The organism is Bacteroides sp. 3_1_23 (assembly GCF_000162555.1).
Classification (GTDB): Bacteria; Bacteroidota; Bacteroidia; order Bacteroidales; family Bacteroidaceae; genus Bacteroides; species Bacteroides ovatus.
Window position 1 is genome coordinate 1,179,882 of record NZ_GG774949.1, and the last position, 24,403, is coordinate 1,204,284.

The window sequence follows — 24,403 nt, forward strand, 5'->3', positions numbered from 1 at the left end:
AAATAAGGGTTCTTCCCCAACTCCTTTTTTGAGAGGAGGGGGAAGGCCGTAAACTATAATTATATGGGTAACACAACAAAAAAGGCATTTCCTGTGCTTAATATGCATTGTGCAGGATGTGCCAATAATGTAGAAAAAACAGTGAAAAAATTGCCGGGAGTCATTGAGGCTTCCGTTAATTTTGCTACCAATACATTGACCGTTTCTTATGAGAAAGAGCATTTGACTCCCGGAGAGATTCGTGCGGCTGTCCTTGCGGCAGGTTATGATCTGATTGTGGAAGAAGCCCACAAAGAAGAACGCCGGGAAGAGGAACAGCATAAGCGTTACACTCGTTTGAAGTGGAAAGTGATTGGTGCATGGATTTTGGTAGTACCGTTATTGGTATATTCCATGATACTGATGCATGTGCCATATTCTAATGAGATTCAAATGGTACTTGCTATCCCTGTTATGGTCTTTTTCGGAGGTGGTTTCTTCACCGGAGCCTGGAAACAGGCTAAATTAGGACGGAGCAATATGGATACTTTGGTTGCGCTTAGTACTTCCATTGCTTTTCTGTTCAGTCTGTTCAACACTTTCTTCCCCGAATTCTGGTATGACCGCGGATTGGAACCGCATGTCTATTATGAGGCTTCTGCGGTGATTATCGCTTTCGTTCTTACCGGAAAGTTGATGGAAGAACGTGCCAAAGGAAATACCTCAACAGCCATTCGTAAGTTGATGGGAATGCAGCCAAAAGCGGCTCGCGTTCTGCGCAATGGAGTGGAAGAGGAGATCTTGATTGAGAAACTCCAGGTAGGTGATTTGGTGGTTGTACGCCCGGGAGAACAAATACCTGTGGACGGTCAGCTTTCCGAAGGCGACTCGTATGTCGATGAGAGTATGATTAGCGGTGAACCGGTTCCGGTAGAAAAGAAGAAAGGTGATAAAGTATTGGCAGGAACGATTAACCAGCGTGGCTCATTTATCATTTGCGCCGCACAGGTAGGCAGTGAAACCGTGCTTGCTCGTATTATCGCTATGGTGCAGGAAGCACAGGGCAGCAAAGCTCCCGTGCAACGCATTGTCGATCGTATTACGGGGATTTTTGTACCTGTCGTGTTAGGCATTGCCATTCTGACATTTGTATTGTGGGTTACCATTGGTGGTAGTGAATATATCTCTTATGGTATTTTGTCGGCTGTTTCTGTTCTTGTCATTGCTTGTCCATGTGCTTTGGGGCTTGCTACACCTACTGCGTTGATGGTGGGTATAGGTAAAGCTGCCAGCCAGCATATCCTGATTAAAGATGCAGTGGCTTTGGAACAAATGCGCAAAGTAGATGTCGTTGTTCTGGATAAAACGGGAACACTGACTGAAGGACATCCTACAGCTACCGGATGGTTATGGGCGCAGTCGCAGGAACCACATTTCAAAGATGTACTTTTAGCTGCGGAAATGAAATCGGAGCATCCGCTTGCCGGCGCTATTGTTTCTGCGCTTCAGGACGAAGAAAAAATAAAACCTGCCGTGTTGGATAGCTTTGAAAGCATTACGGGAAAAGGAATCAAAGCCTCGTATGAGGGACATACTTATTGGGTAGGCAGTCATAAACTCCTGAAAGATTTCAGTGCGACAGTAAACGATGTGATGGCTGAAATGCTGGTTCACTATGAATCGGACGGTAACGGCATCATTTACTTTGGACGTGAAAACGAGTTGTTGGCTATCATTGCTGTTTCCGACCCGATAAAGGCTACTTCTGCTGAAGCAGTGAAGGAACTGAAACGTCAAGGGATTGACATCTGTATGCTGACGGGTGACGGGCAACGGACTGCACTAGCCGTTTCTTCCCGTTTAGGAATCGAACGTTTTGTTGCCGACGCTCTACCGGACGATAAGGCCGAATTTGTACGTGAGCTTCAAATGCAGGGAAAGAAGGTTGCGATGGTGGGCGATGGTATCAATGATTCGCAGGCACTGGCATTGGCTGACGTCAGCATTGCTATGGGAAAAGGAACTGATATTGCTATGGACGTGGCTATGGTGACTTTGATGACATCGGACTTGTTGCTGCTTCCTAAAGCCTTCCAGTTGTCAAAGCAGACGGTCAAACTGATTCATCAGAATCTTTTCTGGGCGTTTATTTACAACCTGATCGGTATTCCTATTGCTGCCGGTATCTTGTTCCCGCTGAATGGTTTGTTATTGAATCCGATGCTGGCAAGTGCCGCAATGGCGTTCTCCAGTGTGAGCGTAGTGCTCAATTCGTTGAGCTTGGGAAGAAAATGAGAAATGAACTATAAAAAGACAGGAACCTGTAAGCTGTAAACGATGAATGGTAAGCTGTCATTTATGAACAGCGAACTGTAAATAATAGACGGTGAATACTTTGCGGATAATGCGCAATTTATTCACCGTTCATTGTTTTGCAACTCACCATTTATATTTTCTATCGTTCTTCGTGAAAATTATCTGTTTCTAAAGTCCAATGGTGTCATTCCTACATATCGTCTGAAATACTTGCCAAAGAAAGAGGCGCTGGGGAAGTTTAGAGAATATGCTATCTCTTGGATAGTCATATTGGTCCCTTTCAGTTTGGCTTTAGCATCCATGATAACGATATAAGCAATGGTATCTAAAACACTTTTACCTGTCACTTGTCTCACAGTCGTGCTTAGATGTTGAAGAGATATACCTAATTTATCTGCGTAAAACTGTGCACGACGTTCATTTTTATAATTCTCGGTGATGGCTTGAATCAGTTCCCGGCAGATTTCCTTTTTGCGGTTCGAACTGCTGTTTTCGCCCGGAAATTTATGATATATCAGTCGTATGCTTGTCAGGATGGTCTGAAGAGACAATTCGACCAATTCAGAATCCATTTCGAAGTTCTCATTGCAACTGGCCCGTGATAATAGAGCAAAATAGTCTTTCAGATAACTGGCTACTTCTTCATTAAGAGGAACTACCGGCTGTTCTATCAGTTTTGGATATGCGTTACCAATATTCTTCATGAGATTGATCCGTCCGGCACAATGAGCAGAGAAGCCGGCAAAGCAAAGGCATACTTTTTCTGTTCTCTCCCGAAACTTAATGATTGTTCCCGGTAATAATGTTATTAAGTCATTGGGGTGAATTTCGTAATCAAGCAGATTGATGGAGGCTTTCATCGAACCTTCGGTACAGATGGCAACAATACATGCTTGCAACCGACAAGATTGCTTGTAAATATTGAGAATGTCTTCTGTTACATTCGTCCATGCTAATACTTCGGTAGGCAAGTCTACCTGTGGAAAGTCCATTTTCATAGTTGTGTGTGTTATATTAGGCCAACAAATGTACGCATTTTCTTTTTATTTCTTACCTTTGTTTTTATGAAAACAGTTTTTATTGATTGGAATTTGATACCATACGCCGAAGCATGGCAACGGCAAACAGAATGGTTTGATAACATTGTCCGGGCAAAAGTTCAGGGCGAGAGTTATGAAAACCGTATTGTGATGTGCGAACATCCCCATGTTTATACATTAGGACGTAGCGGGAAAGAAAATAATATGTTGTTGAGTGATGAACAACTGAAAGCAATTGATGCCACCCTTTATCATATTGATCGGGGAGGGGACATTACTTATCATGGTCCGGGACAACTGGTGTGCTATCCGATATTAAACCTGGAAGAATTTCAGTTAGGATTGAAAGAGTACGTTCATTTGCTGGAAGAAGCGGTGATTCGGGTATGTGCTTCTTATGGCATTGAAGCCGGACGTTTGGAGAAAGCGACAGGAGTCTGGTTGGAAGGTGATACGCTTCGTGCGCGTAAGATTTGTGCTATCGGAGTGAGAAGCAGTCATTATGTCACGATGCATGGACTGGCTCTGAATGTGAATACCGATTTACGTTATTTCAGTTATATCCACCCTTGCGGATTTATGGATAAAGGCGTCACTTCTCTTCGTCAGGAATTAAAGCATGATGTGCCGATGGACGAAGTGAAGCAACGCCTCGAAGAGGAGCTTAGAAAACTATTCCAACTCCCAGTTGCCAGGTGCGGCGCATAAAGCAATCTTTATCAGCCAAGGCATAAGAGAAGTCTGCACGTATCGGCCAGAAGTTTATTCCGCAGCCTAGAGTGCCGTAGTTGCCTACTCCTTTGTCTTTGTCTCCGAAATGATATCCCGCACGGACAACACCATATTTCAGGAAATTATATTCGGCTCCTATGCCAGCCTGGAGATGACGGATTTCAGAGGGGAGCAGATAGTTGAAGTCGAGAGCCACCTGCAAACGGTTTTCTATGCTGAATGGCAGGTCGATTGTACCTCCCAATCCTAATCTGGCGGGTAACTTTTGTCCGTCCAGCTTTTTGCCTATGTTGGCAGCTTGGAAACCAATGCTCCAGGAAGCCATTTCGTCCAATAGAGCCATATTGCGATAGTAGGTCGCGCCGAAGTCCAGACAAACGCTATTCTTGCTGTCTGCGCTTTCCGCGGCTTTGGCTTGCAGGTATCTGAACGTTAATGAAAGAGACAGATTTTTGGCTACATTTCTGAAATAAGCAGCTTCTAAGTCCCATGCGTGAGGGCGGTAATCGAGCACCTTGGGATCTTTGAAATGCCGGAAACCTACAGCAAATCCATGTATGCCTTCCCTTCCGATCCGGTAGAAAAGAGAGGCGCTATGTAGCGCATAATCTTGGTTGATCTTAGCGTATGAATAACTCGCACCCATCACTTCTTGTGAGAAAGCGATGGTAGAAGCATTATGAAAAATAGCTGTACTACCGTTATCGGTGGTAGCTAATCCTGTACCTGCCATACCTGCCGATTGGGCGTCCGGAGTAAGTTCCAGAAAATAGGCGCTTGCCATTTCTTGTGCTCCCAGCAAAGTGGGGAATAAGCACGAGGCGAGAAGGAAATGTTTTACTCGTTTCATAATCAGTTATTTTTAGAGTGAGACATCCGGACAACACGTATGCCTGTCCACGATTTATTGTTGTTTAGCATGTGATTGAGAGGTTCGTCGCTGACAACTACTTTTCCCAATGTAGAAGAAGCGTGCAGCAGGTGCAGTTTTCCCTCTTTATATTCTGCTATTCCCACATGAGCAATGTCCAGTCCGGGCATCTTCGTTGTAATAGCAATAATGTCTCCATTCATGATCCAGGGCAATCCGGCTTCCGGCAGTTCGCTTTTCGGCAACCAATGTACGACTTTTCCGGAGATTGCTTTTTCATATTCGGCCATTTGTCGTACATTTTCCGGCGAATCAGCCAATTTTTTATATTGCTTGGGATGGGTAGACATATACGAAAGAGAGATTTTCTGGGTATGTGCACTGTTTTTGGCAGTAATGTCGGTGAGGAATCCGTGGCGGATTCCGTTCTCTATCCATTCGGAAGTATAATGCAACCGGGAAGGATATCCGTTGATGATGCCGTCCCGATAACGTATTTTTTGCAGATTGTCGGCAAAGGAAGAACCGAGTGCCTGTGCCAACGTGTATTCTACGAAAGTGAGGCAATCTACGGCATCGGTCCGGATCACTAATGATTCTTCTCCGTCTTGATCTAATGTGTTAACCACGTATTTAGTTCCCAGGTAAGATTTCCCGATTCGTAACATGGGTTCGGGATTTTCCGGGAATACAACGCCGTCGCGCAACCATTTCTCCAACTCCTGTGTCCATTGTTGCTTATATTTAAAATGATCTTGAAATCCCCAGCCATGTCCTCCGGTAGGATAAACATGGAGAGTTGCCGGAACCTTGTTTTTCTGTAAAGCAAGGTAATAGTTCACTCCGTGATAAGGTGCTACGGAAGGGTCGTCGGAGGTAAGAGCGATAAATGCTTGTGGAGTATCGGGCGTTACTTGCAATTCGGCAGAGAACTTCTGTATTTGTTCCATTGTGGGATTTTTGCCAAGCAATGCAGCTCTGGTATTTCCCCGGGTGACTTGCATCATCGTAACTACCGGATAAAGTAATATCTGAAAGTCCGGACGTGTTTCCGAATTGTAGTGAGTGGCGAGTGTAGCAGTTAAATGCCCTCCCGCAGAGGCTCCCATTAATCCTACCTTGTAAGGATCGACATTCCATTCTTTGGCATGTTGGCGTACCATGCGAATGGCTTGTTCGGCGTCTGATACGGGGACTTCCCAATGTCCGTTCGGCATCCGGTATTTTAATACCATATAGGTAATACCTTGTCCGCAGAACCAGGGGGCCATATCATACCCCTCTCCATCCATACCCAGTCCACGATAACCGCCTCCGGGACACATGATAATAGCCATTCCATTCGGCTTTTCCGGATGGTAGACCGTCAGGGTGGGATGCGTGACATTCGTGACAAAATGAGGGCGCGTTTCCTGCTCTTCTCCGGTTAGTCCACTGGAGTTGGGAGCACCGTCGGGCCACAAAGGTAGCTCGACGGGCTGCTGCGCAAATGATATGGCAGTTACAAGTGATACTATAATGGATAATAGTCTCCTCATAATGATTTATTTAACTTTCATTGAAGCCTTTATAAAATAAAGAATCAGTAAGGCATACGCTCCTAATGCCAACACTTCTGACCAAGTATTGTTCAACCATGCCTCATTAACCAGATTGATTCCACCAAAGCGCATCGCGGCACTGATTACTCCCATCAATGCACCTCCGGCAATGAAACCTGATGCCAGTAAAGTTCCTTTTTCACCTCTTTCCGTATTCAGAGATGCATCTTTGCTACGTGTTGTAACAAACCAATTCACTGCTCCACCCACTACCAACGGCACATTCAGTTCCAACGGAATAAACATACCCAATGCGAAAGCTAATGCAGGAATTTTACAAAGAGTCAGAATAATAGCTAAGACAGCCCCAATACCATATAACAACCAGGGTGCACCTACACCGCTCATCAGCGGTTCGATAACGGCCGCCATCGCATTTGCTTGTGGAGCAGCCAGTGCGCCACTTGTAAATCCGTATGTCTTATTCAGGATAATCATTACACCGCCTACTGTTGCAGCCGATACGATTGTTCCCAAGAATTTCCATGTTTCCTGTTTGGCAGGCGTGCTTCCGAGCCAGTAACCAATCTTCAAGTCGGTGATAAAACCTCCTGCCATTGACAGTGCGGTACATACTACACCACCCATTACCAATGCGGCAACCATGCCCGAAGGACCTTTCAGTCCGACAGCTACCATCACTACGGAAGCCAAAATCAGTGTCATCAATGTCATTCCCGAAACCGGATTAGTACCAACAATCGCAATGGCATTAGCTGCTACTGTGGTGAACAGGAAAGAGATGCCGGCAACCAGAACAATGGCTACCAATGTATGCAACAGATTCCCTTGCATGACATCAAGGTAGAAGAATAATACGATTAAGATCAGTGTGATGATGGAACCGATGGCGATAATCTTCATGGAAAGATCCCGTTGGGTACGGATAATGCTCTTCTCTACATTCCCTTTACCGCCCATCTCTTTGGCTGCCAGTCCGACAGCGCTCTTGATGATGCTCCAGGAACGGATAATACCGATCACACCCGCCATAGCGATACCGCCGATACCGATGCTCTTGGCATAATATTTGAATATTTCTTCCGGACTCATCATACCTACGGTAGAGGTGATTTCCGGATTCCATGCATTCAGTACACTGTCACCCCAGATAGCAGACATTCCCGGAATGATAATCCACCACACAGCCAATGAACCGGCACAAATGATGGAAGCATATTTCAGTCCGACGATATATCCCAAACCAAGCACGGCGGCACCGGTGTTTACCTTGAATACCAATTTTGCCTTTTCTGCCAGCATTTCTCCGGCACTGCAAACACGGGTGGTAAAGTTCTCGTTCCACCATCCGAATGTCGCTACGATGAAGTCATATAATCCGCCGATCATACCTGCCATCAATAACGGTTTGGCCTGACTGCCGCCTTTTTCGCCGGAGATCAACACCTGTGTAGTGGCTGTTGCTTCCGGGAAAGGATATTTTCCATGCATGTCGCTGACGAAGTATTTACGGAAAGGGATCAGGAATAGAATACCCAATACGCCACCCAATAAAGAGCTGATGAATACCTGCATGAAGGTAACCGTCATCTCGGGATATTTAGCTTGGAGAATATAAAGAGCGGGGAGGGTGAAGATTGCTCCGGCAACGATTACTCCGGAACAAGCTCCGATAGACTGGATAATCACATTTTCACCCAACGCATTTTTTCTTTTGGCAGCTCCGGAAACTCCTACGGCAATGATCGCAATTGGAATAGCTGCTTCAAATACCTGTCCGACCTTCAATCCCAGATAGGCAGCGGCGGCCGAAAAAAGGATTGCCATGGCAATACCCCATGCTACTGACCAGATATTAACTTCCGGATAATTTTTAGAGGGACCCATCAACGGGTTGTACACTTCCCCGGGTTTCAACTCTCTGAACGCATTCTCGGGTAACCCGGTGAATTTGTCTTCTTCTTGTTTCATAGTTTTTATAATTTGCTAATGTGTTAATTTACATTTCCGTCCTCAAAGTAAACAAAAAAAAGGAGAACCGAAAGATTCTCCTTTATGTAATAGTCTATTTTTTCCTACTTTGCATCTTTTGCCGTCATATCGCCTTCGATATACAATCTTACCATCTCTGTTTTGGCGTTGGTACGCAAGGTGATTGATTTTTTGAAATGTCCCGGATATTTGCCTGTTCCGTTATAAGTTACCTTGATTGTTCCCTTTTTGCCCGGCATGATGGGCTCCTTTGTATATTCGGGTACTGTACATCCGCAAGAGGCTACCGCCTGATGGATCACCAGAGGGGCATCGCCGATATTAGTAAAGGTAAATGTGCAACTGACAACCGGGCTGTTTTCAGAAAACTTACCGAAATCGTGAGTTGTTTTGTCAAACTTGATATCTGCATTTGTTTGCGCAAATGCAAAGCTTACGCCCATTACTAACAGGGTCATTAAAAAAAGTATCTTTTTCATTTTTCCTTCTCTTTTTGATTACAAACGACAAAGATAATGCTTTTCCCCTAAAATATACTTTATGGAGTGCGAAATAGTATTAAACGATTCTCTTTTGCTATTTTGAGAGTTGGAATCCGAGCATCATTCCATCGTAATTTTCGGCCAGTGAACTAACTGTTTTCAGTGCGGTACTGCTACTTTTGCTGCCGATGAAAGCCATTAATTTCAACAGTTTGTCCGAGTTGAACAGTAACTCCAGTGAACTGGAACTGCAATTTACTTTAGCGTGCAGATTCAGAAGTTTCAAATACTTCAAATCAACTTGTTTGGTTGAAGCATTGTAGGAGTAAGTGCCTTTCAATGTTTTCTTGCCCACCGTGCTGGTGAAAGTACTGTCGGCATTGAAAGTGAAACTCATTTGGCCGTCTTTAATACCTATTTTGCTTAATTGTTCGTTCAGCTTATTTTCAGCCATAGTGGCTGCGGCAGCTCCGCCTGCTTTCATTAGTAAGTTATCCGATTCGAACTCTACGGCCGAACCTTTGTAGTTCCATGTTCCGGTCATGTCGATAGATTCGGTGGTTCCGGTGATGGCATTCACTACTTTTGAAATGTTGTCCTTATTAAATAAGTCGGACCATGATTGTGCCTGGCTGTTAGTCGCCATCAGCATAAATACTGCCATAAAGGCAATGGATAAAAAACTCTTTTTCATTCTTCTTTTCATTTTATATTGAGATCCTTGTTTATGTTTTCTATGTAGTTGAGTATTTCCATACGTCCCATGCGGTCTTCCGAGGAAGAAACGAAGTGAGGAGGGAGCTCTTCCCATTGTTTACTCAACTCACGTAAATAGGCATTGATATTCATTTTTAAACGTCCACCTTTGAGTTTATCGGCTTTGGTAAAGATGATAGAGAAGGGGATACCGTTCTCGCCCAGCCATTCCATAAACTCAAGGTCTATTTTTTGAGGTTCCAGCCGGCTGTCTATCAGGACAAAGAGATTAGTCATTTGCTCTCGTTCCAGAATGTAGTCTTCAATTATGGTATGTATCTGGTCTTTTCCTTTCTGTCCGCGTCGGGCGTAGCCATATCCCGGAAGGTCGACGAGATACCAATTCTTATTGATAAGGAAGTGGTTGATTAACATCGTTTTTCCCGGAGTAGAGGAGGTCATGGCCAGACCTTTACGACTGGTCAACATATTGATAAGACTTGATTTACCCACATTCGAACGGCCTATAAAGGCATATTCCGGGAAAATACCGGCTGGGCATTTCTTCACGTCCGTATTGCTAATCACAAATTCAGCACTTGTTATTTCCATTTTCTTGTCATTTATTTCTTTGTAAAATCGTTTATAATAAACTTGTTCATTGTTTATAATAAACTATTGCGCAGTTTATAATAAACTCTGCCATTATTTATTATAAACTTCGGAGTACCTGTTTTCATGGTACTTTCAGCGTTTTCCCTTTTTTAGACATACAAATTAACCCCGCAAAGGTAAGCGTTCCATTTAACATTAGCAATTCATAACCGAATTTATATCCGGTTTCTTTTCCAATCCACCAGTCGGCAAGATAGCAGATCAGTGGTGAAAGGATGGCTATGAGAGGAACCCACCGGTCATTCGTTTGCCTGCGTGTAAAAAGTCCGAAAGCAAACATTCCAAGCAGGGGACCGTATGTGTAGGAGGCGATGATATATATGGCGTCAATAACGCTCTTATTATTAAGTATTTCTACCAGGCAGATGAAGAATGCCAATAAGACTGATAGCGATAAATGCACTTTGTCTCTTTTGCGACGTGCCGTTTCTTCTGTGTCTTTTTCCGTATTTAGCAGATCTACGCATACACTGGTTGTCATGGCTGTCAGGGCGGAATCCGAGTTGCTGAAAGCTGCTGCGATAATACCGATTGTAAAAAGTACCAATACGGATTGTCCCAGATAACCTTGGGCTGCAAACATGGACAGTATATCATCATTCATGGCTGGCAGTTCGAGTTGCATTTGTCCCGCTAGTGCTATCAATAGAATTCCCAAGCATAGAAAAAGAAAATTTAGCGGAATGAATGAGAAACCGTAGCAATACATGTTTTTTTGTGCTTCCCGGAGGTTCCGGCAAGAAAGATTCTTTTGCATCATATCCTGATCCAGTCCGGTCATTACGATGACGATGAAGATACCGCTGAAGAACTGTTTGAAGAAGTTCTGTCGGGATACCCAGTCGTCAAATACAAAAATACGGCTATGTTCGCTGTTTTGGATTGTTTGCACAATGCCACTGAAGTTAAGGTCTAATTTTTGGATCGTAAAATAGATGATAAAAATCAGAGCGGCAATCAGGCAAAATGTTTGTAAGGTATCTGTCCACACAATGGTCTTTATTCCGCTTTTATGAGTATATATCCATACCAATGCAACCGAACCGACAGCAATCAGCCAAAAGGGAACGTGCATTTCTTGGAATACATACGTATGGAGAATAAGGCATACCAGATAAAGTTTGGCTGCGGTTCCCAACATGCGTGACAGCAGAAAGAAAAAGGAACCGGTGCGATAGGCGCGCACTCCGATGCGGGTGCCGAGATATCCGTAGATGCTTGTCAGATTCAACTTATAATATAAAGGAAGTAAGATATGGGCTACGACCATGTATCCGAAGAAAAATCCGAGTACCGTTTGCATATACGTCATATCCATTCCGCGCACCATTCCCGGTACAGAGACGAAAGTGACTCCGGAGATAGAGGCGCCAATCATTCCAAAAGAGACTATATACCAAGGTGATTGGTTCTCTCCCTTGAAGAACGCTGCATTCGATCCTCCCTTACGTCCGGTGATACGGGCTATTAGTAATAATACCGCGAAGTAGCAAAGAATAGTGACTAGTATCATCATAACAGATGCAAAGGTAGCAATTTTTGTAGGTATTAAAAACAATAATCTGTATCTTTGCAAGGTTTTATCGATAGAACAGCAAATATTATCTATGAACCAACAATATCCTTCTATACTGCTTGAAAAGGCAGTCGGCGAATTTTCCAAACTTCCGGGTATCGGGCGTAAGACGGCTATGAGGCTTGTTCTACATCTGCTCCGTCAGGATACGGCTACGGTGGAAGCTTTCGGAAATTCTATCATAACGTTGAAACGTGAGGTGAAATACTGCAAAGTGTGTCATAATATATCCGATACTGAAACTTGCCAGATTTGTGCTAATCCGCAACGGGATGCTTCCACTGTCTGTGTGGTGGAAAATATCCGTGATGTAATGGCGGTGGAGGCAACCCAGCAGTATCGCGGGCTTTATCATGTTTTGGGTGGGGTTATTTCTCCAATGGACGGAGTCGGACCGAGTGACCTTCAAATTGAAAGCCTGGTGCAGCGGGTGGCTGAAGGTGGAATCAAAGAAGTTATTCTGGCGTTGAGCACCACGATGGAGGGCGATACTACCAACTTCTATATCTATCGCAAGCTGGATAAACTAGGGGTTAAACTAAGTGTGATAGCTCGTGGCATATCAGTTGGTGATGAACTTGAATATGCCGATGAAGTGACTTTAGGACGCAGCATTGTGAATCGGACGCTTTTTACCGGAACTGTATAATCATTATTAATCATTTAAGAACGAACATGGAAGAACAGATAAGACGAGCTGTCAGAAATTTGAATATCAGTTATGTTTTCTTTTGGGTACTCCCGGCATTTTTGCTTGGGGCAGGAGAGTTTGAACTCTTTCCCGTAGGAGGTTTGGTAGATAACGCACCGGCTATCTACTATTTTGAGACGGTCGGCATTTTGCTCACTGCTTTATGTGTGCCTCTTTCTCTCAAATTATTTAGCTTGGTGCTTAAGAAAAAGATAGATCACATGACTATCACGCTTGCCTTGAAGCGATATGTGCAATGGAACATTGTTCGCTTGGGAGTGCTTGAAGTAGCTATTGTAGTGAACCTTTTGTGTTACTACCTGACGTTGAGCAGTACGGGTAACCTCTGTATGCTGATTGGCCTCACGGCGTCACTTTTCTGCCTGCCCAGCGAGAAGAGATTGCGTAACGAACTTCACATTGCAAAAGAAGAAAAGTTATGAGACAGTCTTTCTTAATGAACGAACGTATTTATCTTCGTGCAGTAGAACCGGAAGATATGGACATTATGTACGAGATGGAAAATGACCCTTCCATGTGGGACATCAGTAACTTTACGGTTCCATACTCCCGTTACGTGTTGCGCCAATATATTGAAGGTTCACAGTGTGATGTGTTTGCGGATAAGCAATTACGTCTGATGATGGTACGCAAATCCGACCAGTGTATCCTTGGTACGATTGATATTACGGATTTCGTTCCCCTTCATTCGCGGGGAGAAGTCGGAATTGCCGTTCATAAGGATTATCGGCAACAAGGTTATGCCACCGACGCACTGAAGCTACTTTGTGAATACGCTTTTGATTTTCTGTCTTTAAGTCAGCTTTATGCGCATGTCACGACAGATAATGACGTTTGTGTAAAGCTGTTCACGTCTTGTGGCTTCGTTCAATGCGGATTATTGAAAAACTGGCTGCAAGTGGAGGGCTGCTACAAAGATGCATTGCTTCTCCAATGTTTGAATCCTAAGAAATAAAATATTAGTTGAGAGTAGGCACTTGCGGGAAGCGTGACCACGTTTCGTACTTGCTGCCTAGCTTCTCTAAAGCAGTCCGCCACATATCCTTGATATTGTTTTTCATCAGATATGATTTTTCTTCTTCAGACACCAGCCATGTGTTTTCTCTGATTTCGTTATTTAACTGTTCGCTATCCCAACCGGAATATCCCAAGAAGAAACGAATGCATTCACTGATTTTATTCCCTTGTAATATATATTTCTTTATTTCATCAAAATCTCCATTCAGATAAAGCCCTTTACTGATAGAAATGGATCCGGGGATATCAGATAATGTGTGGAGATAAAATAGGGTATCAGTGGCAATAGGTCCACCTTTGTATAGAGGAATCTCATCCAGGTATTTAAATTCCATGATGATATCGTTAAGGAACAATGGCAGTTGCTTGTTGATAACCAATCCCATACTTCCTTCATCCGTATGATCGACCAGTAAAATTACGGATCTGCCAAACGTTGCGTCACGTAGAAAAGGTTCTGATATTAAAATCCTTCCTCTCGATGGCAACACATTATTCGATTGAATCTTAAATATGTCAGAGTCGATATTCATGCCACTAAAGTAAGAAAAAAAACGGAATAACAATCGTTCTTTCCGTTTTTTTTCATTTTAAGAATGGCTTTTATGAATATCTTATGTCAAATAATCAGGCTATCGAATGATTTTCAGCAAATAGTTTCATTCTTTCATCCAGTTGAGCATATTGGTGGTCTTTAATGAAAGAGGTACACGCGCGCAATCCTTCCTGATGGCTTCCTGTAGTTACTAATGAGATAGCGCTGACTCCGTAGTATATCAATTCTTTCGCCAGTTCGCCACTGGTCATTCCCGGATAACCGATGGTGAAATAAAATCCGTCTGCAATCGGCTCGCCCAGATCGTTGTCATATACCAGATGAAAACCGTGACGGAGGAAGATTTCTTTTAATTTCCGTGCTCTTTCACCGTATATCTTCACTTCGTTAAGGAAATTATATTGTCCTTCGTTGGCAGCTTTCAGCATGGCGGCCATGGCGAACTGTGCAGAATGACTAGTTCCTGAAGAAAGCGCATAAAGCACACGGTGAATGAAAACCGTTCCGAAAGTTCCGCCACCATATCGTTTGGTCAGTCCCGGATAGCTTCGGTGGTATAGTTTATCAGAGATACAACTTACCCCAATACGTTGCCCGGCGTAGCTGAATGCTTTTGAGCCGGAAATCAGCAATACGTAATTGTCCGTATAATGGGCAACTGATGGCTGGAAAGGAGGTTGATACGGTTTACTTAAATCTTGGCGGAAGTCCATGGCAAAATAAGCCAAATCCTCCAGAACAATCACATCATACAGTGTTGCCAATTCACCGATAATCCTCAATTCTTCTTCTTTCAGGCAAATCCAGCTGGGATTATTGGGATTTGAATAAATGATGGCTGATATATTTCCTTTTTTTCAGATAGCTTTCCAGTTTCTCTTTCAGTTTTTCTCCGCGGTAGTCATACACATCAAATGTTTCAAACTTTTGCCCCATTACAACCAACTGCTGTTTCTGTACCGGAAACCCTGGATCGATAAACAAAATCGTATCTTTCTTTTCGTCACATTGGCTGCAAGTAAGAAATGAAGCGAATGTACCTTGCATGGAACCAGTGACAGGCACACAACCTTCCGGACTTAAATCTACGTTGATGAATGCTTTGATAAAGTTGGATGCCTCTTTCTTTAGTTCCGGCAATCCGTTGATGTCGGGATATAGACTGGCAATGCCATTTTGTAATGCTTCAATTTCCGCTTTCACGCCTACAGCGGAAGGAGGAAGTCCCGGAACACCCATTTCCATTTTGATAAATTCAACTCCCGATGCTGTTTCTGCTTTTGAAGCAATAGCTTTCACTTCACGAATGGTAGCTTTGGAAAAATCGACAATTTGAAACTCATTGATGGTTTCGTCAATCAGATGTCGTTCAATTGGTGTATTTTTCATTCTATTTTCTATTTTATTAGTAGCTGCAAATGTACACGATAATTCTTAATAAACCCACTTTTTCAGAAAAAAGATACTGAAGCTATTGCAGGTTTCAAAAAAAATATCTACCTTTGCATCCGCAATCGAGAGAGATGCTAAAGTGAATATTTTGGTGCGTTAGTTCAGTTGGTTAGAATACATGCCTGTCACGCATGGGGTCACGGGTTCGAGTCCCGTACGCACCGCAATAAATATTGAAAATCAATATTTTACAAATAGAACACCCACTTTTACACCCTAATAATGTAAAAGTGGGTGTTCTATTTATAAAATATAATATGGATACAAAAAAATTGTAGGAGAAACACTAGTTTTCTCCTACTCTCATATTTTATCCAATCAAATCTTGTAACCAAAGGTGAAAACTGTCTACTTCTACATAGTCTTCTCCAACCATATCTATATAATTTATGGCATAAGATAAATCAACTTCGTAACCATAAAATTCACTTAAATCACATATTAATTCTTCAGGTGTCATTGTTGTTTAACGAATTTGAACTGCTAAATATATAAATTCAGTAATTAACTCTAAATCTGATAGAATAAATACAAGTCATAATTTACTTTTTATTGTATCTATTACAATAGAAGAAACCTTTAAACCTAATTCATCGAAGAAACCCTTAATACTACTTTTGGTATACTTTTTTACACCTAGTTCATCCATTGATTGTTTATATTGAATAGCCCATTTATCAATGCTTTCAATTTCCAATTTTTTAAAGCGATTAATAATTTCATTTTTAACATAATCATCAGCTATATTTATTTTGTCTTGAACCTTTTGAGGTAATTGATATCTATAATAGGCAATCCCAATATGTCCAAAAAAGCTATCACGTGCTTTAGGATATATTTTTCTGTCAAATCCTTTTTGTAGCAAAGGAAAATGTTCCCATATATAATTGAACATTACACTATTCATTTCTTCTTGTGTGTATTTCTTTAAGATAGGAATGGATTTATGGAATTCAATTTCTCTATCTCGCCACATTTTATTTCTCTCTTTTTCATTCTCCTTTATTGCTTCTTTTTCTTCTTCTGTTAAGTCTTCATCAAAATACCCATAATTTTCTTCTTCTACTTCATCATCTTCGTCTTCATCAAGTCCATCCATTTTAATTCTGATAACACTATCTTTCATCCTGTTTTTTAGACATGCCGCTAATAAACGGGTATCTACAGGTAAAGTTTCATCATTTTGTATATTTTCAAGATGTACCTTTAATGCACCTGATTCACCATTAAGAAGTTCAGAAACAATATTTTCAGGTATAGTTAAATCTTTGATATACGATAACTCAACCGGAGATATATTTAATATCTCTATTAATTTAAATTTGGCTTCAATATTAGTTTTCATAATAATAAAATTTATTTAAATGTACGTTTGTACTTTTTCGAATACAACCTTTAAGTCATTTGTTTTATTTCGAATAATTCTTTTCTTTTTATTATATTCAAAATCGTTATAAGAAATAACAACGAGACTAATACCATGTTGAGGTAAGACAACTTTTCTACGTTCGTCATATAGTTTTCGTTGTTCTTTACGAGTAATTCCACTTATAGTTTTTTTTCTATCGAAAAAAGCAACATCCTCGGTATGTTGTTTTTCATTATATTCAATAACTAAATTCTTAGATTCATAATAAGCGTCTACACGTAATTTTCTCCCGCGTTTCCCGTTTATAGAATCCCCCCTTAGAAAATCAAAACAATGTTGTCTTAAAGCTTTTGTCCCTAATATTTCATCACATAAATCAATTACATAAATTTCATCTTTAATTTTATGCTTTGTGATGATTGGTTTATTAATCATGTTAATACAATGGTTTGATATACTTGACAAATATATAAAATTTCATTTATATTTTCGCATAAATTATATTCGATAAGCAAATAAATTTATATTTTTAATCCTCGCATAGGTTTGTTTTCCTCCTTTTGGGTGTGGCTTACACCCAGCTTTTCTTTGAGCTCTTTAAATTTCATCTTGAACCATTCAAGTATAGGCATTCCGTCAATACACAGCCTAAATTTCCCTTTCTCCTGCGGATTTCTCTCTATGGTTGCCGTTGAGTGCTCCGTCCTGAACTTCTCCTTGTGTTCCTTCGAATAGAGCCTGCCCTTGAACTCTACGGGCTGCAGGCTGACGATTCGCCTTGTCAGTTCCTCGGTAAACCCCACTTCCCGGCATTGTTCGGCTATGGGCAGCAGTTCCGTTACGATAGGGAAATAGGTGTCTATCTGTTTCAGCCTATTGTTGTACTCTGCAATTTTCTGTTGGTAACTTCGGTCTATCTTGTTTATCTCGCTGTTGTATCGGTTCTCCATTTTTGTCTGTTCCCTCTGTTCGGCTTGTACTTGTCTTTGCAGATTAGCTATATCCTGCTTCAAACCCTCATTCTCCGCTTCCAGCCTCTTGACCTTGCTGCCGCCCAAAAGAGAACTTACCCCGTCCGCTATGGCTGTGGTTGCGTTCACCGCCGCCCCCTTCATCTTCTGCACGTCGATTTCTCCCTTGACCTTTTTCAGTTTCTTCTGTGCTTCCTCTTCCAGCCCCAGCAGGGTTTCTATGTTCTCCTGCAGGCTGTCTTGTTGTTCTACCAGTTCCTTGTAGTATTGCATGGTGGATATGTGTTTTGCCAGCGAACCGTCTATTCCTCTTTGCAAGCCGTATTTGCTCATGGCTTGTGCATAGGTGTCTTGATAGTGTTTCAGCCTGTGCCTTGCCATGACGTCATCAGCACACAGCCGTACATCCTGCGTGTTCTTCTTGCGGTATTTCTTTTTCCCGTTCTGTTCTTCCTTTCTGGCTTTTCTGCGCTCTCCAGTCACTATCGGTACGATAGTGGCGTGTATGTGAGGTGTCTTCTCGTCCATGTGCAGGACTGCCGACACAAGGTTCCGCTCCCCGTATGTTTCCCGGAGCCATTTCAGGTTGTCGTTGCACCAGCCGTCAAGCCTCCCGTCCTCTTCCATTTGCTTCATGTCCTTGTTGCTTCCGGTGAGCAGCACCCGGATTGCCTTCACCTGGTTGGTGCCCACCTTGCGTTTGATGCCCGCCGTCTCTATCCGGTACGCTATCGCCTGCGTGCGGTTCTTTACTCCTTCGGGGAACCGTACCAGTTCCCGGTTCAAGTGTGTGCGCATTCTGTCCGCGTTCTTCGGGTGGACGGTGCGCTCTATGTGTGTGGACATTGCACCGTCCGCACCCTTTGCCTTTTCCAAATGCAAAACTGCATATCCCATAACTGTAATACATTTTTCGGTTAATACTTCCCCTGCCTTGCTCCCATGCCGCATGGCTTCGGGGTTTCAAAAGGGGCGGCGTCCCTTTTGCTCATTGGGGCTTTTTTAGCGATGCGTGCATTGCGTGAAGAAAAAGCCCTAATGAGCTATGGCTTTTTTCAAAGCCTTCCGGTGGCTGTACGATTACATCCTGATACCTTTGTTTTTCTTTTTCGGTTGCTCTGCCTTCTGTTGGCTTTTCTCCGGTTCCGGCTTCTCACGCCGCCGTTCGGATTGTCTGTTCTGTTTACCCCGCAGGAAGTCGTTCAGGTCGTTGTAGCCTCCGTATATGTGCGACGCGTCCCGGATGCGCAACCCGTATTCCTCCCGCAGTTCCTGAACAGCTCCCATTCCCGCCTTGTCGTTGTCGAGGAAACAGTGGATGCGCTCGTAACCGCCCAATGGTCGGATTGCCTTGGAGAGGTTGGAAGTCGAGTTCAGTACGATGTAGTCCTGCCCGTCAAGGTCGGGACGGTCAGGACACCTTTCCAGCCGCAAGGTGAGGAAGGAGAGGTAGTCCATGAAGCCCTCGAAGAGGTAGCAGGTCTCCTTCGGCTGTTCCTGCCGTATGTGGGTGATGTCCTTCGGTGCTATGCAGCCCTTGAAGAGCTTGTTGCGTATCTCGTAGCCTCCCGAACGGTTGGGAAAACCAACGGCAAAGTAGGGTTTGCCGCCAGTCAGATAGCGCACCTCCCTGCATTCTCTTTTTGCCAGTTCCGTATTTATCCCCCTCTGCCGCAGATAGGACAATAGGGCGGGGGAAGAAAGCGGCACCGCCTCCAACTGCCGGAAGCTCGGTTTTGAGAGTGGTTGCCCGCCAAAAGAGAAGGAGACCGGGCGCACGCTGGGTGCCTGCTCCGCTATCCGTTCCAAGAGATAGGGTAGGCTGTCGGATGCGTAGAGTTCCCGCGCCAGTGCGATGATGTTCCCGCCCCTGCCCGCGCCAAAATCGTACCATAGGTTGCGTTCCATGTTCACCTTGAAGGACGGTTCCTGCTCGTCCCTGAACGGTGACTTGTACCATAGGCTGTCTCCCTGCCGTCTTACCGGGTTGTAGCCAAGAGTATGCAGATATTCCTCTATGCGTATCCGCTTCGCTTCATTCGTATTCATGTAGATTTCTGTTTAAGTGGATATTGTTTTTTCTTTTCGCCCGTACATGTTTGCGGTACGGTCTGTATATATCCGCTTCACTTCACTTCCGTATATATAGGTACGGGAATAAAGTGAAGCGGTTTTTACCATATTCTGGAATATTCCACTCCACTTCACTATATATATACCCCGGTTGAAGTGAAGCGATTTCCAGTCTGAGCCGCTAATAGTGGAAGTCCGGCTTGAAGGTGTATTTCCTTCCGTTCTCCTGCACTATCATCCGCTTGTTTTTCAATACGGTGATGAGGTCACGCAGTCTGTGGTCACTGAGTTTGACACCGACAGAGGCGTATGCTTCCCGCAAAGCCCCTTCAAGTTCCTTGTAACCGTATTCGTCTTTCAGGGTGAATGCCGCTTCCAGTGCGATGCGGTGCTGCTGTTCGGTGATGTCCCTATACGGGTCGAACTTCCCTCTGTTCCCTTTTGTCTCATCCTTGTCCTTGAACTGGTAGTCCTCCAGCAGTTCGGGCAATGCCTCCCCGTTGATGCGGAAAGCAAATGGCTCGAAGTCCACTGCCCTGATATGTGCGGTTTTGACTGTGCTTACACCGGGGTTCTTCTCGTCCTTTTCTACTTGCAGCACCGTTTCCGCCTTGTTGCTTAGCTCGGTTCCGATGTGCCCCCTTGCATGCTCGTCCCCCTTGTTCTGGTGCAGTATGGTGTGAATGTGGATATTCCTTTCCCCCGTCCATGTCATCAACAGGGAGATTACCTTCGTGGACTCGCTGGAACTGTTGATGTCATACACCATGTCCCGTATCCCGTCGATGACTACCAGCCCAACATTCTCGGTACGGTAGATTGCCTCCCTCACGATTGCTATGCGCTCTTCGGGCGTGTACTTCCGCAGGACGAGGAACTCGAGGTTCTCATGGTTGCTGTCGGTCGGCAGCCCCGCCATGCGAAGGCTGCGCCTTGCCACTATCTCACAGTGGTAGGTGCTCTGCTCGGTGTCCACATAGAGTATTTTCCGTTTGTTTTCGGGCAGTTCCGCCGTATAGTTCAGTACCGTCCCGTTTTTCAGCGCAGCCGCCACGATTGCGGAGACGTTGAACGTCTTCTTGCTTTTGGCTTTTCCGATTGACGCGCTGAAATTTCCCAGTGTGCCGATGACGGAGCCCTGCACTTTCAGGATTTCGGGCGCCTGCTCGTGGTTTTTCGAGAGGTCAAGCCGCGAGGCATGCCATAGGATTACCGCCTCTTCGGGGGTGATGTTTCTCTCCTTGTTGTCCATACTACACCTCCCTATCCGCGTCCCCCGCTTTTGCGTCCTGCCAGTTCCAGCGCCATATCCGCATCGACGATGATTTTGCGTCCTATCTGCGTAATGGCTCTGTTTATCCTCCCGCTTTTCTTGATGCGGTTTGCTGTGGGTATGCTGCACCCGAACAGCCGGGCTATGCCGCCTATCCCGTACACATACTTCTTTTCCTTGTCGGCTGCCGGTTGTGCTGGCTTCGTTCCGCTTCCCTGCAAGGCGTGCCGGTTCAAGAATATGAACTCTTCGCCCGTCATCTGCCATACGGGCTTTGATAAAAGGTCTCTAATTTCCATATCAGAATGAAATTAACGTTTGTACTGCAAGCCCTGCGCATGGGCTTTTTACCTCGTTCGAACAGTGCAAAGTTACTTCCGGGTACGGGTGGTAAGGATGTGGATAGCGTGATTTGAATATCACGCTATCTTGTTAAATATCAGTAAGTAATAAAGAGTGGCGGAAATTATTTTGAGTGGTAAAAGTGGTGGTATCGTGGAATGTCGGGACATATCATCGACTATCGGAATATTGACCGCATTTCCTTGGCAAATTCCCGGTTGCTGTCACTGGGGAAATCGGAAACGGGCTCTTTGTATTTTGACTTGTAGTATGTATCGTCTATTCCCAGCAGGTTCATGATGTCCTCTTTCCATTTCTCTCTGTCCGGCTTGGGCAGCGTTTCACCCATAAGGAAAATGAGATAGCATACGCGCGCCTTCTCCCTCGGTCTTATTTTCAGTCTGCCTTCGCATGGTTGCAGGTTCATGCTGGCGTAGAAGTCCAGTTCGGAAACGGCTTCGAACTGTTCACCGTTGCATTTCTCATAAATGGCTGACAGCAGCCGCATGGGGAAATAGGCGGGCGGGCTTGCCGGGGTGGTACCGGATGCGGACATTTCCTTTTCTTCCCCTTCCTTTTTCTTTTGGTCGGTCAGGTATTTTTCAAGGATTGCCAATAGTGAGCCGCCCAGCCTGCAAATGTCCCCGCAACGGTTTTGCAGGCATTGCAGGGCTTCCCGTCTTGCCTGCTCCTTCTGCCTGTACAGTTCATCCAGCTTGGTTTTCTCCTTGTCGTATTCCCGTTTGCACCGTTCGTACCTTCTTTCCAGCAGTTCTTCTTCCTGACGGTCGTGTTCCCTGAAACCTACCGCCTCCAAAGAGCCGTTCGCTTCCATGAGTTCCCGGTAATATCCGTTTGTGACTTTCATCTGTCTGTCAATACCCCAGTCAAAACGGCTTTCATGCTGTCGGCAGACATATCCGGTATCGAGACGGTCGAAAAACTCCTTGCAGGTGTTGTAAGTCGAGATGTTGCTTTCAATCTCACGTTTCAGGCTGTTCAGCAATATGGAGAAGTGCGCGGCGTCCATTTCAAGCATGAGACTGATAAGTGTGGTTTCAAAGGGCTGCGTGTCTCCGTACTCTCTGTAAAAATCGGAAATGAACTGCTGCTTCTCAAAAGAGAAACTGTCTCCGGACATTATTCCGGTGTATATCTTGTTGAGTTTCCCGTAGCGGGGTATCATTGACGTTATTCTTTCTTCCATGATATTATTGTGGTTACAGTTGGTTAAACTTGCTCATTGCGTTCGCCTTCACGTCATCGGCTATGTCTATGTAGGGCTTCATCGCCTTGTAGTCGCTGTGCCCCGTCCATTTCATCACCACTTGTGCGGGAATGCCGAGCGCAAGCGCGTTGCAGATGAATGTCCGTCTTCCGGCATGGGTGCCCAGCAGCGCGTATTTGGGTGTAATGGTGTCTATACGCTCGCTGCCTTTATAGTAGGTTTCGCTTACCGGTTCGCTGATTTCCGCAAGTTCCCCCAGTTCTTTCAGGTAGTTGTTCATCTTTTGGTTGCTGATGACCGGGAGCACCTTGTGTCCTTCAAACTCCACGTCCTTGTATTTGTCAAGTATCGCCCTGCTGTGGTTGTTCAGTTCGATGACAAGGCGGTCAGCAGTCTTTACGGTGGTGATTTCTATATGCCCGTCCCGAATGTCGCTCCGTTTGAGGTTGTACACGTCCGAATAGCGCAGCCCGCTGAAACAGCAGAACAGAAAGACGTCCCTTACCCGTTCGAGATATTGCTTGGTCAGGGGTATCTTGTAGTCTTTCAGCTTGTTCAGTTCTTCCCATGTGAGGAATATCACCTTCTTTTGGACGCTTTTCAGCTTCGGGTTGAAGCTCTCGTAGGCGTTGTTCATGCAGTACCCCTTCTTGGTGCACCACCGCAGGAACCATTTCAGGTAGGCTATCTGCTTCATGGTGGACGTGTTGCGCAAGCCTTCCACGTCCTTGAGGAAATTCACGTAGCTTGTCAGCTTGGGTTCGTCCAGTGCCTCGAAGGTCAGTTCCTTGTCGAACTTCTCAAGGTGTTTCCTCACTGCGGCGAACTTCTCATAAGTGGCGTCAGACCAGCCGTTCTGCGTCCCGCACTCCTTGATGAACTCCCCGAACACCTCCATAGGTGCGAACGTCAGGGGCTTCTGCTGTTCCTCCTCCCTCTTTTCGCTATGCAGGTTGTTGAAAGCCTCCTTCACTTGTGCGGTGGTAGGCATAGTTCCCTGAACCTCGAACGCCTTGAAGATGTTCTGTATTTCCGTATAGTAGCGCAGCAGGTCGGTGTTGATTTCGGATGCGCTCTGTTTCAGTTTGTTGGTGCAGCCCGGCTTTACACGCTGCTTGTCGGCGTCCCATTTGGCTGCGTCGATGCGGTAGCCCGTTGTAAACTCAATGCGCTGGCTGGCAAATATCACACGCATACGGATAGGCACATTCTCCACGATTGGTACGCCGTTCTTCTTCCGGCTTTCCAAAGAAAAGATGATGTTTCTCTTGATATTCATATTCGGGTGTAATTAAATTAGCACCCAAATATACACCCAATTATTAAGATAGCAAAAGATTTTGAATGATATTTTACGATATAAATCAATCGTAATAAGCTGTTTATTAGTAGATAGTTACGATATTATGATGTTTTGTAAAATTGTAGGTTAAAGTACCGTACGCACCGCATTAGGAAATAAAAAATCCTCTGATTTACTTGAAAATAC

The 24,403-nt window shown here is 44.4% G+C and carries 23 protein-coding genes, 1 tRNA gene and 1 pseudogene; 6 read left to right on the top strand and 19 right to left on the bottom strand.

Annotated elements, in window-relative coordinates; translation table 11 throughout:
- Positions 1 to 63 precede the first annotated feature (63 nt).
- Positions 64 to 2,274, top strand: a complete 2,211-nt coding sequence (locus tag HMPREF9010_RS19790) for a heavy metal translocating P-type ATPase (RefSeq protein WP_008647298.1) — start codon at positions 64 to 66, stop codon at positions 2,272 to 2,274.
- A gap of 179 nt (positions 2,275 to 2,453) precedes the next feature.
- Here the strand turns inward: HMPREF9010_RS19790 and HMPREF9010_RS19785 are convergent, their stop codons facing one another.
- On the bottom strand, positions 2,454 to 3,293 hold the full coding sequence (locus tag HMPREF9010_RS19785; protein ID WP_008647301.1) for a helix-turn-helix domain-containing protein: 840 nt from the start codon (positions 3,291 to 3,293) through the stop codon (positions 2,454 to 2,456).
- Between the two features lie 66 nt (positions 3,294 to 3,359).
- Between HMPREF9010_RS19785 and lipB the strand changes: the two genes are divergently transcribed.
- Positions 3,360 to 4,043 (top strand): lipoyl(octanoyl) transferase LipB, encoded by a 684-nt coding sequence (lipB, locus tag HMPREF9010_RS19780; protein ID WP_032852460.1) that lies wholly within the window; start codon positions 3,360 to 3,362, stop codon positions 4,041 to 4,043.
- Here lipB and HMPREF9010_RS19775 read toward each other — a convergent pair.
- From HMPREF9010_RS19775 to HMPREF9010_RS19745, 7 genes are all read right to left on the bottom strand, one after another.
- Positions 4,000 to 4,917, bottom strand: a complete 918-nt coding sequence (locus HMPREF9010_RS19775; RefSeq protein WP_008647303.1) for a PorV/PorQ family protein — start codon at positions 4,915 to 4,917, stop codon at positions 4,000 to 4,002. The genes lipB and HMPREF9010_RS19775 overlap by 44 nt on opposite strands.
- A 2-nt stretch (positions 4,918 to 4,919) precedes the next feature.
- On the bottom strand, positions 4,920 to 6,476 hold the full coding sequence (locus HMPREF9010_RS19770) for an N-acetylmuramoyl-L-alanine amidase-like domain-containing protein (RefSeq protein WP_008647304.1): 1,557 nt from the start codon (positions 6,474 to 6,476) through the stop codon (positions 4,920 to 4,922).
- 6 nt (positions 6,477 to 6,482) lie between these two features.
- The gene (locus HMPREF9010_RS19765; protein WP_004300419.1) at positions 6,483 to 8,471 is read right to left on the bottom strand and encodes an OPT family oligopeptide transporter; all 1,989 of its coding nucleotides are present in this window, start codon (positions 8,469 to 8,471) and stop codon (positions 6,483 to 6,485) included.
- Between the two features lie 104 nt (positions 8,472 to 8,575).
- Positions 8,576 to 8,971, bottom strand: a complete 396-nt coding sequence (locus tag HMPREF9010_RS19760) for a DUF1573 domain-containing protein (RefSeq protein ID WP_004300420.1) — start codon at positions 8,969 to 8,971, stop codon at positions 8,576 to 8,578.
- 97 nt (positions 8,972 to 9,068) lie between these two features.
- On the bottom strand, positions 9,069 to 9,668 hold the full coding sequence (locus HMPREF9010_RS19755; RefSeq protein WP_032852599.1) for a DUF4923 family protein: 600 nt from the start codon (positions 9,666 to 9,668) through the stop codon (positions 9,069 to 9,071).
- 8 nt (positions 9,669 to 9,676) lie between these two features.
- On the bottom strand, positions 9,677 to 10,282 hold the full coding sequence (gene yihA, locus HMPREF9010_RS19750) for a ribosome biogenesis GTP-binding protein YihA/YsxC (RefSeq protein ID WP_008647306.1): 606 nt from the start codon (positions 10,280 to 10,282) through the stop codon (positions 9,677 to 9,679).
- Positions 10,283 to 10,406: 124 nt separating this feature from the next.
- Positions 10,407 to 11,861, bottom strand: a complete 1,455-nt coding sequence (locus HMPREF9010_RS19745) for a sodium:solute symporter (RefSeq protein ID WP_008647307.1) — start codon at positions 11,859 to 11,861, stop codon at positions 10,407 to 10,409.
- Positions 11,862 to 11,952: 91 nt separating this feature from the next.
- Here HMPREF9010_RS19745 and recR point away from each other — a divergent pair, with 91 nt between their 5' ends.
- Genes recR through HMPREF9010_RS19730 form a run of 3 tightly spaced genes read left to right on the top strand, consistent with a single transcriptional unit; the run spans position 11,953 to position 13,588 of the window.
- Positions 11,953 to 12,570 carry a recombination mediator RecR gene (gene recR / locus HMPREF9010_RS19740; RefSeq protein WP_004306273.1) on the top strand — a complete coding sequence of 206 codons (618 nt, stop codon included), beginning with the start codon at positions 11,953 to 11,955 and terminating at the stop codon, positions 12,568 to 12,570.
- A 26-nt stretch (positions 12,571 to 12,596) separates the two neighbouring features.
- Entirely contained in the window at positions 12,597 to 13,055 is a 459-nt protein-coding gene (locus HMPREF9010_RS19735; protein ID WP_008647308.1) for a hypothetical protein, read from the top strand.
- Positions 13,052 to 13,588 carry a GNAT family N-acetyltransferase gene (locus HMPREF9010_RS19730; RefSeq protein ID WP_004326972.1) on the top strand — a complete coding sequence of 179 codons (537 nt, stop codon included), beginning with the start codon at positions 13,052 to 13,054 and terminating at the stop codon, positions 13,586 to 13,588. The genes HMPREF9010_RS19735 and HMPREF9010_RS19730 overlap by 4 nt, the downstream gene beginning before the upstream one ends.
- A 4-nt stretch (positions 13,589 to 13,592) precedes the next feature.
- Here HMPREF9010_RS19730 and HMPREF9010_RS19725 read toward each other — a convergent pair whose 3' ends face one another.
- Positions 13,593 to 14,183: a YqgE/AlgH family protein gene (locus HMPREF9010_RS19725; protein ID WP_004300427.1), complete on the bottom strand. Its 591-nt coding sequence runs from the start codon at positions 14,181 to 14,183 to the stop codon at positions 13,593 to 13,595.
- Between the two features lie 94 nt (positions 14,184 to 14,277).
- Positions 14,278 to 15,595 (bottom strand): annotated as a pseudogene (locus tag HMPREF9010_RS19720) (pyridoxal phosphate-dependent aminotransferase).
- Positions 15,596 to 15,748: 153 nt separating this feature from the next.
- Between HMPREF9010_RS19720 and HMPREF9010_RS19715 the strand changes: the two are divergent.
- Positions 15,749 to 15,822, top strand: a tRNA-Asp gene (locus tag HMPREF9010_RS19715).
- A gap of 146 nt (positions 15,823 to 15,968) precedes the next feature.
- Here HMPREF9010_RS19715 and HMPREF9010_RS26065 read toward each other — a convergent pair.
- The 9 genes from HMPREF9010_RS26065 to HMPREF9010_RS19675 all read right to left on the bottom strand — a co-directional run bounded on the left by HMPREF9010_RS26065 (position 15,969) and on the right by HMPREF9010_RS19675 (position 24,193).
- The gene (locus HMPREF9010_RS26065; protein ID WP_008647309.1) at positions 15,969 to 16,118 is read right to left on the bottom strand and encodes a hypothetical protein; all 150 of its coding nucleotides are present in this window, start codon (positions 16,116 to 16,118) and stop codon (positions 15,969 to 15,971) included.
- Between the two features lie 75 nt (positions 16,119 to 16,193).
- Positions 16,194 to 17,003, bottom strand: coding sequence for a hypothetical protein (locus HMPREF9010_RS19710; RefSeq protein WP_008647311.1), 810 nt, complete (start codon positions 17,001 to 17,003; stop codon positions 16,194 to 16,196).
- A gap of 15 nt (positions 17,004 to 17,018) precedes the next feature.
- Positions 17,019 to 17,462 carry a hypothetical protein gene (locus tag HMPREF9010_RS19705; RefSeq protein ID WP_008647317.1) on the bottom strand — a complete coding sequence of 148 codons (444 nt, stop codon included), beginning with the start codon at positions 17,460 to 17,462 and terminating at the stop codon, positions 17,019 to 17,021.
- 86 nt (positions 17,463 to 17,548) lie between these two features.
- Positions 17,549 to 18,895: a MobV family relaxase gene (mobV, locus tag HMPREF9010_RS19700; RefSeq protein WP_008647318.1), complete on the bottom strand. Its 1,347-nt coding sequence runs from the start codon at positions 18,893 to 18,895 to the stop codon at positions 17,549 to 17,551.
- A gap of 183 nt (positions 18,896 to 19,078) precedes the next feature.
- Positions 19,079 to 20,047, bottom strand: a complete 969-nt coding sequence (locus HMPREF9010_RS19695) for a toprim domain-containing protein (protein WP_008647319.1) — start codon at positions 20,045 to 20,047, stop codon at positions 19,079 to 19,081.
- A gap of 205 nt (positions 20,048 to 20,252) precedes the next feature.
- Positions 20,253 to 21,323, bottom strand: coding sequence for an AAA family ATPase (locus HMPREF9010_RS19690; RefSeq protein ID WP_008647320.1), 1,071 nt, complete (start codon positions 21,321 to 21,323; stop codon positions 20,253 to 20,255).
- Positions 21,324 to 21,334: 11 nt separating this feature from the next.
- The gene (locus HMPREF9010_RS19685; RefSeq protein WP_008647321.1) at positions 21,335 to 21,643 is read right to left on the bottom strand and encodes a DUF3853 family protein; all 309 of its coding nucleotides are present in this window, start codon (positions 21,641 to 21,643) and stop codon (positions 21,335 to 21,337) included.
- A 221-nt stretch (positions 21,644 to 21,864) separates the two neighbouring features.
- On the bottom strand, positions 21,865 to 22,893 hold the full coding sequence (locus HMPREF9010_RS19680) for a hypothetical protein (RefSeq protein WP_081030394.1): 1,029 nt from the start codon (positions 22,891 to 22,893) through the stop codon (positions 21,865 to 21,867).
- Between the two features lie 13 nt (positions 22,894 to 22,906).
- Positions 22,907 to 24,193, bottom strand: a complete 1,287-nt coding sequence (locus HMPREF9010_RS19675; RefSeq protein ID WP_008647324.1) for a site-specific integrase — start codon at positions 24,191 to 24,193, stop codon at positions 22,907 to 22,909.
- Between the last annotated feature and the right edge of the window lie 210 nt (positions 24,194 to 24,403).